Raw genomic sequence first — 15,031 nt, forward strand, 5'->3', positions numbered from 1 at the left:
GAGATATTAGATATTCAATGACAAAAACTTATGAACGATTTCTTATACTCCATTAACAAATTACATAAAACTTGCAAATCCTTGTATTTTCAATTTATAAAGCATTTCTAATAATTTTTGGACTGTATGTTTATAACGAATTTCTTTTATCTGCGGGATTCCTTCTTTGATTTTTTCTTCAGGACTCTCAATTTCGAATTGTTTTAATAAACTAATAATTGGTTTTTCTAACTTTTGCCTAGTTCCATGGAGTTTTGGCAGCACTTTCATTTTTACAGCTAAATCAAAAGCTTCCTCTGGGTTATCAAATTTAAATTGTGAATCTTGAGAGTTATATAAAAACATTATGATTTCATCAAAGACACGATATCCAAAGTGAAGGTTATATTTCCTCAAAGTATTATTCATTTTTTCTAGAATTTCTAAATATTTTCTATTTTCTTCTCTTTCCAAAAACTCTCTTATCTTTTGCTTGTCAACAACAGCAAATTCGCCATTATTTATAAAATCTTCTTTGAGATTTCCGATTGTAACTGAGTTTTTATTATCAAAATTTTCTTGTAAAAATTCTAAATAATCCTCAAAACTTCCAACGTTAAACTCTATTGTAAATGCTCTATCTAAAACTTTTGGAGAAAACATGTGGGTAGTTTCATCAATATTTACAGTTCCAACGAAATAAAGGTTTGGTGGTAAAAACAACTCTTTTGGAGTGTCATTTATATCTTCATTATGAAGCTTTATACTTTGAGATGTAAAGTTATAGTTTTCTTCATTTAAAGAGGAAGTATTTTTTCCCAAAGTAACTAAAAATTTTTGAAAACTATGATTTCTCTGCGTTTCATTTTCATTATCAAATCTTTTAACTTCTAATACTGACAAAAAGTCTGCAAAATAATACTCAACTTTTGCCAAATTCATCTCATCAAATAATACAAAAAATGGGTCTGCATTTTTGCCTTTTTCTAAATAATTCTTCGAAGCTACTACAATAAAATCTAATAAAGGGGTAGAATGGTATTGATTTTTTAGTGGGTTATAAAATCCAAGTAGCGATTTTGTATCTTTAAAATCAGGGCGAATGGGGAAGAATAAATTATTTTCTGCATTTGGAAAACAGTTCACAAACTCTTCGAATATTTTTGTTTTTCCTGTTCCAGAAAGCCCTGCAAGGATTACAAAGCCTTTTGTTTTCAAAGAGTTATAAAAAGAGTTTTTAATATAAGGGTCAAGCTTTAGATTTGAATTTTCAAAGCAATTTATTTCATTTGTTGGTGAAGGTGGTTTTGATGAAAATGTAGCAATGTATGATTTTATTATTTCATCTAAATTATTCAACACATCTTCTAATTGTTCTTCTTTTAATTTACCATCTTCTAATTTATAACATTTTTTCAAATAAGAATTAGGATATTTTTCTTTTATTTTTGATAAATTGCATTCACAAGTTGTTTCTTTGATTTGTTTATAATTATTAATTATTTCATCTGGCCACTTTATTTCTGAATTTTCTGTTTCAGATACGCCATAAGCTAAAACTAAGCAATCTTTTCTATTAAATAAAATTACGGGATATATTCCTTTCGATACTGTCTGATTAAATCTTAAGAATGCCATCCAAGATATATCAGCTTGTTGTCCTTGTCCAAAACTAACTTTAGTTTCTAATCCTTCATAATAGGTTTTATAATTTTTGGTTCCTAAAGTATTTTTTTCAATAGATTCTTTTATAAATTTTTTTATTAATTGTTTCATATTATTTTTTGAAAAGAGAGGTTCATAAATATATAAAAAACTACCTACTAATCTATTTGTACTAACAGGTTGGTTACAAAAACTTATTAAATCATCTATTGATATTTCATTTTCTAATTTTTCGATTTTATCAATTAAGAACCAAGTTTTAAAGATTTCACTTCTTTTTCCAGATAATCTTTTTTTCTTTGCCCACGTTTTATTTAATAAATATTTCTCCCATTCTTGTGGACATTCTATTCCTTCATCACCTTCTTTTGTCTTAAAATCTATAACTCTATATCTTGCTTTTAAACTTTTATCTTGATATAAATAAAACCAAAAAGGCTTTTCTTTCTCATAATCCTCTTTACAATGTTTTATTGGATAACTCCACCAAAGAGATATTTTTTTATTTTTATTTAAAAATTCATCGATTTCTTTTATCATTTCATTAATGGATGATTCTTTTTCAACAGCTCCACCTAATGCAATTCTGCTCATATTCTATCCTTAAGCTTATTATTTCATCTCTAACTTTAAATCTAAATACCCAATACCTTCTAATTTTTCTTTATTTTCTTTTATAAATTCAAAAAAAGAATTTATTAGTTTTTTATCTTTGTTTACTTTCCAAAATTTTCCTTCTTTGTTCTTTTTTCCTAAACAAACAGCAATAGCAAACTGTGTTTTTATTCCATCTTTATAATAATGCATATTTTGTAAAATATCTTTTTTATTATCTTCAAAAAATCTAAATTTAGCATCAAAAATACATCTATGTTCTTTATACTCTATATAGATATCCGGTCTAAATTTAAGATTCGAATAACTCCATTTGGTTGGTTGATATTGCAAAATTAATCCATTATTAAACTTAAATTTTGCATACTCATAAATAGTTCCTTGTTCTATCTTTTCTTCAAAATTGATTTCAACTTCATAACCTCCAAAATTGTCTTTAAATTCTTTTAAGATCGTAGTTAAAACATAATACTCCCATAAAGTTGCCATATCTTTTAAAGAAAATGCCATGTCTAAATCTTCAAAGATTTTTGGAACAAATGATAAATGCAATAATCTATAAATCTGGAAAACTTCTCTGTATCCTGATCTTTTCATTAACACCTGTGAATTTGAAGGAAAATAGTTCAGCTCTCCAACATCTGAAAATATATCTGATAGAAGTGCATATTCTATGTCGTTTTTTAGTTCTCGTATTTCTGATAAAAACATAAACTCCTTTAAATCTGTGGATAACACAAACTCTAATTCTTTTAAAAAGTATTTAATAAATCTATTTTCTATTGTGTCAAAAGTTTCTTCTGTTTCATATTGTAAAACTGCCATAGGAGAATATTTTTTATTTTTATATTCAATTATTCCGTTTTCAGTTTCGTATAACCTTTCTGGATTTTGAGCTATATTGACAATTACATCCGGATCTATACAGCTTACTTCATTTAGATTTTTATAAGTTTCATATACAAATAATTTTCTGTGTGGATTCGACAAAATCAAATGTAAAGAACTAATTAACTCTTCTTTCTTTTCCAAAAGTAAAAGCAGTTTGAAAATTTTGCTTTCATTCAGATAACTTTCTTCTACTGAAAAATGAGATAAGCTTAATGTATAAAATAAGTTTTCTTTAGAAAGCTCTTTTAGGATGTATTTCAAGAATTTTTCAAATTGTTTATAATATTTATCTTCGAAATTAGGTACAGGTTCTTTAGTCTCATCTATTAATCCAAAATGCTCAATTAATTTTTCTGGAATAATAAGATATTTTTCACCATTTACTTCAAAAATCCCTGTGAAATTTTTAAAAATTATAAAATTTCCATAGATTTCAATATGCTCTTTTTGTTGTAAGAAATTTAATTTATCTTCTATTTTAATTTCATTTTTTTTTATTTCAAGTTGTTTTTCTGCAAAATGAATTTTCATATCGTTAAATTCGTCTTTAAGTGGAAACAATATTTCTTGTTCAAAGTGATACCTCCTTACGCAAATTTTATTTTTTACCTTGTGAAGTCCTATTTCTATTATAATATTAGAAATTTAAAATCTCAACCTATCATTATCTCGTAAATTTTGCTACGTTTATGCTACGTTTGCTCCTTACAATATAGTTTGAACTACTTCTCAAGGAGCAGATATGAAAAAAATTGCACTCTCATTTGTTGCAAGCTCACTGCTTACTCTTAGCTATGCTAGTGAGGCTACAACACTACAAGAAGCCTTCACAAATGGCAACTTCAAAGGCCATATACGTCTCTTCTATATAGATAGACACTGGCAAGGAAGCATTTCAAAAAAAAATATAGACGCTTTTGCTACAGGTCTTGATCTTCACTACGAAACTGCTTCATTTAAGGGAGTTAGTTTAGGAGTTGGGCTCTACAGTGACAGTGACTTTGGACTCAATCACTCATTTTCAAGCGGCAAACTCAATACTTCCATTCTTGGCGATAAGGGTGAGGGATACGCTTTTGTAGGAGAAGCTTATCTCAAATACCAAATTGGCAAAACCACATTCAAAGTAGGAAGGCAAAAACTCAATACTCCTCTTGCAGCAGCTGATGATGCAAGAATGATTCCAAGCCTCTTTGAAGCCTATGTACTAACAAATACCGATTTGCCAGACACTACGCTCGTTGCTGCCCATGTAACAAAAGAGGCGCCTGGAACATTTTACAATCAGTATCGTATCCCAACACTACCTGCTTTGGCTCTTACAGCGGGGTATGGTGCAGGATATCTCAATCCTACGCAAACAGGTGTAGTAGGACACTTTTTGGATATGGGTCGCTACGCAATTGGACAAGATACAGATGGAGTCACTGCAGCAGCAATTATTTATAAAGGAATACAAAACCTTAGCCTTCAAGTCTGGGACTACTATGCACATGACATTCTCAATGCACTCTATATCCAAGCTGACTACAAAATAGCTCTTGAAGGTGATATAAAACCTTTTATCGCAGCACAATATATCAATGAGCAAGAGGTAGGCGACGAGCTTGCCGGTAAAGTAGACAGCAACTACTTTGCAATCAAGGCTGGTTTAGTATATGGTACACTCAGTGCATATGCAGCCTACTCTACCACAGATGATAGCACTAATGCAGCTCTCAATGGTGGAATCATTACTCCTTGGGGAGGTATGCCGGCATTTACGCAAGGCATGGTAACAAGACATCAATTCTTTGCCGATACCGATGCTTGGAAAGTTGCAGCCGCATATAAATGGAGTGAGTATGGAGTCAATCTCAAAACTGCCTTTTACTACACCTCTTTTGATGTAGGTAAAAACAACTCACTTGCAACTGATTCAGCAGCTTATGCACACAGCTGGACTGCAACAGAAGCGGGATTTGATTTTATCTACTATCCTGAAGCTGTAAAGAACCTTCAACTTCGATTTCGAGGCAATTTCCCAAGAAAATTCCTTGAAAAGAGTGATGGCAACGATCTTGGCTGGAACGAATACCGTTTCATCGTCAACTACACATTCTAAGGAGCAGACATGAAAACAGAAGTTTTAGAAAAACTCAAATCCAATCCAAGACTTTGGGAGCTTGTAGAAAAACGTGAGAAGTTTTCCTGGACTATGGCAATTATCATGCTCATAGTCTACTACGCATTTATTCTCACCATCGCTTTTGATCCTTCATTGTTGGGAAAACCTCTCAGTGAAGGAAGCATCACTACAATCGGTATTCCTATCGGTATAGGAATTATTGTTTTTGCGTTTATCTTAACAGGAATTTACGTCAACAAAGCAAACAAAGAGTTTGACACTATCACAAAAGAACTCAAAGAGTCGATTAAGGAGCTGTTATGAAAAAGTGGCTACTTCCATTTATCTTTTCTCTCTCGGCATATGCAGCAGGTGCAGCAGAGGTAAGCGGTAAAAGAGATCTCAATGTCTCTGCTGTGGTAATGTTTTTGCTCTTTGTTGCATTGACACTTTTCATCACATACTGGGCAGCTAAGAGAACACGCACAGCAAAAGATTTCTATACTGCAGGTGGAGGAATTACCGGATTTCAAAACGGTCTTGCGATGGCAGGGGACTACATGAGTGCTGCCTCTTTTTTGGGGATTTCGGGGCTTGTGTATCTCAAAGGATATGATGGGCTTATCTACTCCATCGGATTTTTGGTTGGCTGGCCTATTGTGCTTTTCTTGATAGCTGAGAAGCTCAGAAACCTTGGTAAATACACATTTGCCGATGTCGTCTCTTTTCGCCTAAAACCGGGACCCACAAGAACATTGGCAGCTTTTGGATCTATTGCAACAGTGCTTTTATACCTCATCGCACAGATGGTTGGTTCAGGAAAACTGATTCAAGTACTTTTTGGACTTGACTATGCCTTTGCAGTCATCATTGTTGGGGTCTTGATGATTTTATACGTTACATTCGGAGGAATGCTTGCTACTACATGGGTGCAGATTATCAAAGCAGTGCTTCTTTTAGCTGGTGCTACCTTTATGGCTTTGGCAGTTATGGCACATTTTGGATTTAGCCTTGAAGATCTTTTCAAAAAAGCAGTTGCAACACACCCTGATGGCTTAAAAATCATGTCTCCAGGAGGATTGGTCAAAGATCCAATATCTGCAATCTCCCTTGGTATGGCTTTGATGTTTGGGCTTGCTGGTCTTCCACACATCTTAATGCGATTCTTCACTGTTGCCGATGCAAAAGAGGCACGCAAATCGGTCTTCTATGCAACAGGATTTATCGGGTATTTTTATATGCTTACATTCATCATCGGTTTTGGTGCAATTGTGTTTGTCATGACAAATCCAGAGTATCTTGGTCCTGATGGGAAAATCTTTGGTGGAAACAACATGGCTGCTATCCACTTAGCGCATGCAGTTGGCGGCAACTTCTTCTTAGGATTTATCTCTGCGGTGGCATTTGCAACGATTTTGGCAGTTGTATCAGGTCTGACACTTGCAGGAGCTTCAGCCATCAGTCACGACCTTTATGCAAGTGTTTTTAAAAGAGGACAAGTAGATGAGATTACAGAGATGAAAGTCTCTAAAATTGCCACACTTGCAATCGGCATTTTGGCAATTTTGCTAGGAATTGCATTTGAAAAACAAAACATCGCTTTCATGGTGGGTCTTGCATTTGCAATTGCAGCAAGTGCCAACTTTCCGGTACTTTTTTTGTCAATGTACTGGAAAGGTCTCACAACAAAAGGAGCATTTCGAGGAGGTCTTCTTGGACTCGTTACTGCAATCGTATTGGTGATTTTGGGACCTACTGTGTGGGTAAGTGTTCTTGGCAATCCTGAGCCAATCTTCCCATATAAATACCCGGCACTTTTTAGTGTGACAGTAGCGTTTATTGGTATCTGGTTTTTCAGCAAAATCGACAACTCCCCAGAAGCGCAGGAAGAGAGAGAAAAATTTGAAGCGCAATTTATCAGAGCACAAACTGGTATCGGTGCCGAAGGTGCATCAGCTCATTAAGTCCAGCCGCTTTTTGCGGCTGCAAAAAGGATAGTAATGGAAGAAGTAAAAAATTTTTTGAGTACAATCCACCCTTTTGATACTCTTACTCCACAACAGCTCAATTTGCTCGTTTCTCATACCGATATAGGTTATTATCAAGAGGGTGAGGAGATTGTACTCAATAGATTTTTTATTATTTTCAAAGGAAGCGTCCAAGAGATACAAGAAGATGATGTAGTTGAAATCTATCATGAAAAAGATTTTTTCGATATTCAAGCACTGCTTGGAAAGAAAGATGCACGCTTTGTGGCAGTGGAAGAGACACTTTTATATGAGATAGATAAAGAGACCTTTTTAGACGTTTTTCACAAAAACAGTACATTCAAACAATATTTTTTTCAAACAATTTCTCAAAAAATTGATAAACTCAAAGAGCAAAGAACTCTTTCACAAGTAGGTGAACTGCTCTCAGCCAAGCTAGAAGATATTCCTCTTACACCTCTTTGCAAAGTGGACGCTTCCACTCCCATCAAAGATGCAGTGAAAAATATGCAACACCTTCTGCTTGTACAAAAAGGAAATCTCGAAGGAGTGGTAACGTCTAGCGATCTTAAAAAAGTTATTCTTCATGCAATCGATTTTTCCTCACCAATAGAGTCAATTGCAACGTTTCCTGCCATAACTATTCAATATGATGACTTTTTATTCAATGCCCTTTTGCTCATGACGAGTAAAAATATCAAACACCTCATCGTTAAAAAAGAGAATATTACAATAGGAAGTATTGAAATTGGAGATCTTTTAAGCTTCTTTTCCAACCAATCCTATCTTTTGGCACGTAAAATCGAGCAGGCAGACTCCATAGAAGATCTCAAAAATGTTACAGATAAGTTTATCCAAATGGTAGAGATCTTGTACCATAAAGGCATTAAAACACGCTATTTAGCAAAACTTGTAAGCGAGCTTAATGAAAAAGTGTATAAAAAGGTCTATGATCTGACATTTTGTATAGATGGTACATTTTTGCTCCTTGGCAGCCAAGGAAGAGGTGAACAGCTTCTTAGAACTGACCAAGACAACGCCTTTATAGTAAAAAATCTGGCAGACAAACAAATTGCACTCAAAAAAGCCGAAGAGTTTATAGCTGCTCTGAAGCTTCTTGGCTATCCACGCTGCAAAGGCAATATTATGCTCAATACTCCGCTATGGAATAAAACTTCCAAAGAGTGGGAAGAGACTATACTTAGCTGGATCGAAGATCCAAATGAGACCCATTTGATGTATATGAGCATTTTTCTCGATGCCAAAGCAGTCTATGGAAATCATAAGCAACTTGAAAATCTCAAAAAGATAATTTTTGATCATGTAAGCGATAATTTAGCATTTCTAGCGCAAATGGCGCGACCTGTTATGCAGTTTGAAAATCCACTCAATATGTTTGGTTTTTTTCGCAAAACGCAACATATCGATCTTAAAAAAGGTGGGGTTTTTGCAGTTGTTCATGGAGCTAGAATCTTAGCATTGCAATACCATATCCACAATACAAATACAGTTGAGCGACTTAAAGAGATCAGCAATCTTGGCATTTTGGAAAAGAGCTTTGTTACCGATCTCATTGAAAGCTATGAGACACTCAACTCCTTTAGACTCAGAGCTTCACTGCACAATATACAAAAAGGATTAGATGCTACCAATAGCATCGATGTTACAACACTCAATAAACTAGAGCGAGATATATTGAAAGAGAGCTTTAAGACAATCGAAAAATTCAAAGAGTTTTTATCATACCACTATAAACTATCGATGGTGAGCTGATGTTTTGGCAAAAGTGGCTATATAGAGGTGATTTTAGGTTTCTTTTTGAACCATACAGTGGTGATGAAGTGATTTTTATCGATTGTGAAACAACTGGACTCGATCCCAAAAAAGATGAGATTGTTTCTATTGCATGTTTGCCTGTCAAAAAAGATAAGATACTTCTCTCGAAAGCACTCTACCTTGAAGTCAAACCACAGCATGATATCAGCGCCCAAAGTATCAAGATCCATCACTTAAGAGCTTGCGATCTGCAAGGTGCGATGGTTCCAAAAGAGGCAATTGAGAGAGTTTTATACTTCATCAAAAATCGCCCAGTAGCGGGGTATTATGTGGAGTTTGATGTGAAGATGATAAGTAAATATACCAAAAAGTTTTTTGGATTCACTCTTCCCAATAAACAGATAGAGGTTTCGGGACTCTACTACGACTATAAACAAAAAGCGATACCGCAAGGGTTTATTGATTTGAAGTTTGATACAATACTTAAAAGTTTGAATTTACCAAAATTCAAAGCACACAACGCCCTCAATGACACTATAATGGGTGCAATGATTTATCTTAAACTTACAAAAAGGAGATAGCATGGAAAAAGTACCTGTTTTTGACCCCACACCAAGGATTAAGGAGCGAGCTCGCATTAATTCTATGGATCAATATTGGCAAATGGTAAAAGAGGCTGAGAGTGATTATGAGGGATTTTGGGATAAACTCGCAAAAGAAAAAATCAACTGGCGTGAGCCTTATACAAAAGTGCTTGATGAAAGTGAAGCACCATTTTACAAATGGTTTGTAGGTGGAAAGCTCAACGTCACTGAACAGTGTATCGATAGACACTTAGAAACGAAAAAGAATAAAGCTGCAATCATCTGGGAAGGCGAGCCGGGAGACAAAAGAGTTATCACTTACTTAGAGCTCTACTATGAAGTGAACCGCTTTGCAAACTTACTGAAAAGCAAATTTGGGATTAAAAAAGGTGATAGAGTCGTTATCTATATGCCAATGATCCCTGAAGCCGCTTTTGCAATGCTTGCATGTGCACGTATTGGTGCAATTCATTCAGTGGTTTTTGGTGGATTTAGTGCTGAGGCATTGAGAGATAGAATCCAAGATGCTCAGGCAAAACTTGTCATCACTGCTGATGGTGCTTATAGACGAGGTAAGCCATATATGCTCAAACCCGTTGTGGATGTAGCGCTGGCAAAGGATTGCGAAAGCGTAGAAGCAGTTTTGGTTGTTAGAAGAAACAACGAAGAGATCAAATGGCATGACCATAGAGACTATGACTATAATGAGCTTATTAAAGATATGCCAGCACGCTGCGAACCAGAAATCATGGATAGCGAAGATCCACTCTTTTTGCTCTATACTTCTGGCTCTACAGGTAAACCAAAAGGGGTGCAGCACTCACAAGCTGGATATATCCTCTGGGCGCAACTTACGATGGAGTGGGTATTTGATATCAAAGATACCGACACCTACTGGTGTACAGCAGATGTTGGCTGGATTACAGGTCACACCTACATTGTCTATGGACCGCTTGCAGCGGGAGCAACAACCATGATGTATGAAGGAGTTCCAGTCTATCCAGATGCTGGGAGATGGTGGAGAATGATTGAAGAGTATAGAGTCAATCAGTTCTACACTGCTCCTACTGCCATCAGACTCCTTCATAAACTTGGAGCGGATGAGCCGGATAAGTATGATTTAAGCAGCCTCTATATCCTTGGAACCGTTGGAGAGCCTATCAACCCAGATGCTTGGATGTGGTATTTTGAAAAAGTGGGACGAGGGCAGTGCCCAATCGTTGATACATGGTGGCAGACTGAAACAGGAGGTCACATGATTAGTCCACTCCCAGGTGCAACTCCAATTAAACCGGGATCTGCAACATTCCCTCTTCCAGGAATCTTTGCTGAAATTATTGATACTGATGGCAACAAAAAAGAGCCAAACGAAAAAGGGTATCTTTGTATCACAAAACCTTGGCCTAGTATGATTCGAACCATCTGGGGAGATCCAGATAGATTTGTCAAAAGCTACTTTGGCACATGTAAAAAAGATGGAAAGCCAGTCTATTTTAGTGGTGATGGCGCAATATATGATGAAGAAGGGTATATCTGGATCACCGGACGTATGGATGATGTAATTAATGTAAGTGGTCACCGCTTAGGAACTGCTGAGATTGAAGCGGCTATCGGTCACCATCCAAGGGTTGCTGAGTGTGCAGTAGTTGGAAAGCCGCATGAGGTAAAAGGCGAAAGTGTTTTTGCATTTGTGGTACTCAAAGATGATGAAGGCGTAGCTGATGAGATGGAGCTCATTAAAGAGATCAATGAAGTAATCACTAAAGATATCGGACCACTTGCAAAATGTGATGAGATAGCATTTGTTCCAGGACTTCCAAAAACAAGAAGCGGTAAGATCATGCGAAGAATCCTCAGAAGCATTGCCAAAGGCGAAGAGATCAAACAAGATACCTCAACTCTTGAAGATCCTAGCGTAGTAGAAAAGATTATTCAAATTGTTCAAGGATAAGAGAGTTTTCTCTTATCCTTACAATCCACAACTCCCATTACTGCAACTCCCACCACCTAGATTAAAATCCTCTTCATAGCCACAGGCACTACATTTATACACTACATTGGATGTGCCGCTGCACCCTCCCTTTTTGGAGTTTTTTACATAGATTGCAGGCTCTTCACACTCTGGACAGATGCCTTGCTGCAGTTTTGAGAGATGTTCCCCTTTATGTTTGATATAAAGGTAATAGGCTAACGCACTTAATGCTATTAAGATTGTCACCACAATAAACATATACATAACTACTCTCTTGCAAAGACACTAGAAGTAGAGCAGATAGTTTGGAGCATATATTTTGCATCAAGATTTCCTCTACGATTTGCTTTTTTCCACCACTCAACCGCCTTGTTTTGATCTTTTTCTACTCCCCACCCTTCATAGTACATCATCCCAAGATAGTACATCGCTTCACCATCACCATTTTTAGCCAACTCTTTAAAAAGTGGCAACGCTTCATCAAATTTATCAGCTTCAAAAAGTGCTACTGCTTTTTGTAACATCTACCCTCCTTCTATCTCATGAAAATGGAGTTTCAACCCCTCTTGCATCATCACAAATCCACTAATGATTATTTTGCCCTCATGCACCATTTTATGGTGTTTTGCACAAAGGGGGATAAGATTATATTTGTGATTTGCTTTGAAATGATCGATAAAACCAGCTTTTGCTTTTGCCTTTGGGGCAATGTGGTGTACTTCCTCTACCGGTGCATTGCAAATAGCACACTTTGTTAAGTATACCTTCTTATTATAGCGGCTCTTTCTTTTTTGCTTCAAAAGCTCCGCTTCACTTTTTTCACCTGTGAGATTTTTGCGAATACTATATGCATACTCTAAAAATTTCCTATCCATATGAAGCGCTTTTGCAAACTCTAGCCCATACATAGTGCTTCCACTTCCAATTTGTAGCTTCCTATCATACACAAGCCTATCTTTCTCCTCATCATAGTACACACCAAGGTGCAAAAAGACAATATTTGAAAGCTCTGCAATAGCTTTAATGGAAGTGAGTTGGTGCAGATGTGTAGCAAAGATAAAGTAGCTTCCAATTTCACTAAGCCGCTTAATCGCTGCACTCACTATGGAGAGTGCTGAGTAAGTCTCTGTCCCATGGCTTATCTCATCTCCGAGTACTAGGGAATTTGCTGTAGCACGGTTAAAGATATTTTTGAGCTCCAACATCTCTATAGCAAAAGTAGAAAGCCCTTTGTAGAGATTATCTTTTGAGACTATTCTTGTAAAAATCTTATCTACCAAACCAAAGCGCATAGCAGCAGCTGGTACAAAAAAGCCAGCTTGCGCCATCACTACTGCAATCCCAACACTCTTCATGAGCGAGCTCTTGCCACTTGAGTTTATTCCATAAAGGAGCACTCCCCTTACCTCTTTGCCACTACTTGCCAAGGTAGTAATATGCTCATGCTCACTTGAAGGCTCACCTAGCAAAAGATCGTTTGGAACATAGATACCATTTTCTTCCCGTGACTCTATGATTGGATGGCGCAAGGCGATGAATTCGAGCTTTTGCTCTTTCGTAATCGTTGGTCTTGCATAGTTGTAGAGTTTGGCAACCTTTGCCCCACTAATTGCAAAGTCAAGCTCACCTATATAGCTAATGAGGCGCTCAAGCAGCGCACTGTAGCGTAGCTCAATCTCTTCAAGAGCCTCTTCATAACTCTTCTTCACTAGAGCAATGAGTTTTGCTTGCAGTGCGATATACTCTTGCGAGAGGTTATCAATATAGCTATTTGTAAGTTTAACGCTATTTTTCAATCGCTTAATGTGAAAATCTTTAAAAAAGTAGTGCTTCCCATCTATTGTGACAAAACTATTAAGGAGTTTTTCTTCAATAAGCTTATAGCGATTTTTAGTAAGGTTTATAAAAAAACCTTCACTCTCTAACCAACCTAAGGTTACAAAAGATTCATCTTTATCAAAAAAACTTTTTACATGCTGCGTGAAGTGCTCTAATTTTGTAAAAATATGCGCAATCTGCTCTTCAATGCGATCGATAAAGATATTAACACCTTCATTGAAAATATTTGCTTCAATTTGGTCGCGGCGAAATTTTGCAGTCTCTTCAAGATTGAAAATATGCTCTAACTCTGTGCGAAAACTATGGAGTTCTGCAAAATCAAACTGGGCAAGATCTTGGAGGCTCTCTTCAAGATCTCTATAAATTTTCTCTATCGCATAGAGCGAAGCATGCAGGTAGTTTATCTCAAAAGGATGGAGCTTTTTTAGCTTTATACGGCGCAAGATGCGCTCTATATCATAGACTTGTTTGAGAAGCTTTTCAAATTTTTCGTACCGCTCCAAAAATGTCTCTATAAGATCGTAGCGTCTTTGCAGCTCATTTGCATCTTGAATAGGATTGAGCAGACGCTCTTTAAGAAGCCTCTTTCCAATCGGTGTAGAGGTGTGATCAATGAGTTTGAGCAGCGTCATCTCTTCAGGATCGCGTGAGATGATATTGAGCTGCTCTAAAGCGTTGTTACCAAGGTAAACATAGTGTTTATTGCCCAAAAATATTGGACGCATAAGCTTTTGTACTAAAGCAGGATCATGCTCGATAATAAAATCGATTAAAATCGCCAGCGCTTCACTGCTATAGGGATAGCGCTCAAGATCGAGATACTCTATAGGTGAGAGAATGGAGTTAATGGAAAAAATCGAAGCAAAGAGAGAGTTTTGATAATCTATTTTGAGTCGTGAGCGATTGATATTGCAGGTATAGTGCTCAAGTTCAAGATAGTTTTGCACAAATTCTTGATCTACATTCCCATCATAAGTAATAACAATTTCATTTGTTTGATAGGTTTGCAAAAGTGTAAAAATCTCATCAAGTGCAAAAGTTTTGTCATCTTTTGTGGAGTAGAGTTGGTTGACATAGCATTTGCCAATAGTTACATCTACAGCTGCATAGCCAGCATAGTAACTTCCTCTATTTTGACCAATAATGAGTGAGACAATGAAGTTCTCATTTGGCTCAGCCTGATAGTCAAAATTGGTACCGGGAGAGATAATATTGGCAATATAGCGCTTGACATTTGGAGGCGCTCCCTTTTGGCGTATAAGGACGATTGTATATTTTTTGCTCTGCACGAGGCGACTAAGATAGCGATCAAGCGCAAAATTTGGCACTCCCGCCATCAAAGGGTTGGCTATAGAGTTTTCTATGATTGATTTATTTTTGCGAGTAAGTTGGATATTGAGAAACTCTGCTATCTCTTTAGCTTTTCCTATTTTTATCTCATCATTGTTGACCTCATACACTTCAAAAAAAGATCCTATCTCCATCAACACAACGGTATTGCTTCCATACTTTTGCTCAAAAAAGCGCTGCAGCTCAAAATATATTTCAGTTAAAAGACGCTTTTTGTCGTTTAGGATCTCATGGAGTCTTGCGAGGTCTTTTTCCAACTATACCC

General features: G+C 36.3%; 11 protein-coding genes. 6 read left to right on the top strand and 5 right to left on the bottom strand.

The window, feature by feature from the left end:
• Positions 1-60: 60 nt before the first annotated feature.
• Both NITER_RS05860 and NITER_RS05865 read right to left on the bottom strand, forming a co-directional pair.
• Entirely contained in the window at positions 61-2,238 is a 2,178-nt protein-coding gene (locus NITER_RS05860; protein ID WP_084275423.1) for an MrcB family domain-containing protein, read from the bottom strand.
• Between the two features lie 18 nt (positions 2,239-2,256).
• Entirely contained in the window at positions 2,257-3,681 is a 1,425-nt protein-coding gene (locus NITER_RS05865; protein ID WP_084276574.1) for a DUF2357 domain-containing protein, read from the bottom strand.
• A 211-nt stretch (positions 3,682-3,892) separates the two neighbouring features.
• On the opposite strand from NITER_RS05865, the gene NITER_RS05870 reads away from it, so the two are divergent.
• Genes NITER_RS05870 through acs form a run of 6 tightly spaced genes read left to right on the top strand, consistent with a single transcriptional unit; the run spans position 3,893 to position 11,556 of the window.
• Positions 3,893-5,254: an OprD family outer membrane porin gene (locus tag NITER_RS05870; protein ID WP_084275422.1), complete on the top strand. Its 1,362-nt coding sequence runs from the start codon at positions 3,893-3,895 to the stop codon at positions 5,252-5,254.
• A gap of 9 nt (positions 5,255-5,263) precedes the next feature.
• On the top strand, positions 5,264-5,581 hold the full coding sequence (locus tag NITER_RS05875) for a DUF485 domain-containing protein (RefSeq protein ID WP_012081902.1): 318 nt from the start codon (positions 5,264-5,266) through the stop codon (positions 5,579-5,581).
• The gene (locus NITER_RS05880; protein ID WP_084275421.1) at positions 5,578-7,221 is read left to right on the top strand and encodes a cation acetate symporter; all 1,644 of its coding nucleotides are present in this window, start codon (positions 5,578-5,580) and stop codon (positions 7,219-7,221) included. The genes NITER_RS05875 and NITER_RS05880 overlap by 4 nt, the downstream gene beginning before the upstream one ends.
• Before the next feature lie 36 nt (positions 7,222-7,257).
• Positions 7,258-9,018, top strand: a complete 1,761-nt coding sequence (locus NITER_RS05885; RefSeq protein ID WP_084275420.1) for a putative nucleotidyltransferase substrate binding domain-containing protein — start codon at positions 7,258-7,260, stop codon at positions 9,016-9,018.
• Entirely contained in the window at positions 9,018-9,602 is a 585-nt protein-coding gene (locus NITER_RS05890; RefSeq protein WP_084275419.1) for a 3'-5' exonuclease, read from the top strand. The genes NITER_RS05885 and NITER_RS05890 overlap by 1 nt, the downstream gene beginning before the upstream one ends.
• Position 9,603: 1 nt before the next feature.
• Entirely contained in the window at positions 9,604-11,556 is a 1,953-nt protein-coding gene (acs, locus tag NITER_RS05895) for an acetate--CoA ligase (RefSeq protein WP_084275418.1), read from the top strand.
• Between the two features lie 18 nt (positions 11,557-11,574).
• Here the strand turns inward: acs and NITER_RS05900 are convergent, their stop codons facing one another.
• From NITER_RS05900 to NITER_RS05910, 3 genes are read right to left on the bottom strand one after another with little or no spacing between them, the layout of a single operon-like run.
• Positions 11,575-11,841, bottom strand: coding sequence for a hypothetical protein (locus NITER_RS05900; RefSeq protein ID WP_084275417.1), 267 nt, complete (start codon positions 11,839-11,841; stop codon positions 11,575-11,577).
• Between the two features lie 2 nt (positions 11,842-11,843).
• Complete coding sequence (locus NITER_RS05905) at positions 11,844-12,101, bottom strand: tetratricopeptide repeat protein (protein ID WP_084275416.1); 258 nt, start codon at positions 12,099-12,101, stop codon at positions 11,844-11,846.
• Positions 12,102-15,023: a MutS-related protein gene (locus NITER_RS05910; RefSeq protein ID WP_084275415.1), complete on the bottom strand. Its 2,922-nt coding sequence runs from the start codon at positions 15,021-15,023 to the stop codon at positions 12,102-12,104.
• Between the last annotated feature and the right edge of the window lie 8 nt (positions 15,024-15,031).

It is taken from the genome of Nitratiruptor tergarcus DSM 16512, assembly GCF_027946175.1.
Taxonomy (GTDB): Bacteria; Campylobacterota; Campylobacteria; order Campylobacterales; family Nitratiruptoraceae; genus Nitratiruptor; species Nitratiruptor tergarcus.

What these genes read in the sequence shown, in the direction of transcription:
- NITER_RS05860 (WP_084275423.1), bottom strand. Translation starts at nt 2,238, where the DNA reads ATGAGCAGAATTGCATTAGGTGGAGCTGTTGAAAAAGAATCATCCATT.
- NITER_RS05865 (WP_084276574.1), bottom strand. Translation starts at nt 3,681, where the DNA reads ATGAAAATTCATTTTGCAGAAAAACAACTTGAAATAAAAAAAAATGAA.
- NITER_RS05870 (WP_084275422.1), top strand. Translation starts at nt 3,893, where the DNA reads ATGAAAAAAATTGCACTCTCATTTGTTGCAAGCTCACTGCTTACTCTT.
- NITER_RS05875 (WP_012081902.1), top strand. Translation starts at nt 5,264, where the DNA reads ATGAAAACAGAAGTTTTAGAAAAACTCAAATCCAATCCAAGACTTTGG.
- NITER_RS05880 (WP_084275421.1), top strand. Translation starts at nt 5,578, where the DNA reads ATGAAAAAGTGGCTACTTCCATTTATCTTTTCTCTCTCGGCATATGCA.
- NITER_RS05885 (WP_084275420.1), top strand. Translation starts at nt 7,258, where the DNA reads ATGGAAGAAGTAAAAAATTTTTTGAGTACAATCCACCCTTTTGATACT.
- NITER_RS05890 (WP_084275419.1), top strand. Translation starts at nt 9,018, where the DNA reads ATGTTTTGGCAAAAGTGGCTATATAGAGGTGATTTTAGGTTTCTTTTT.
- acs (WP_084275418.1), top strand. Translation starts at nt 9,604, where the DNA reads ATGGAAAAAGTACCTGTTTTTGACCCCACACCAAGGATTAAGGAGCGA.
- NITER_RS05900 (WP_084275417.1), bottom strand. Translation starts at nt 11,841, where the DNA reads ATGTATATGTTTATTGTGGTGACAATCTTAATAGCATTAAGTGCGTTA.
- NITER_RS05905 (WP_084275416.1), bottom strand. Translation starts at nt 12,101, where the DNA reads ATGTTACAAAAAGCAGTAGCACTTTTTGAAGCTGATAAATTTGATGAA.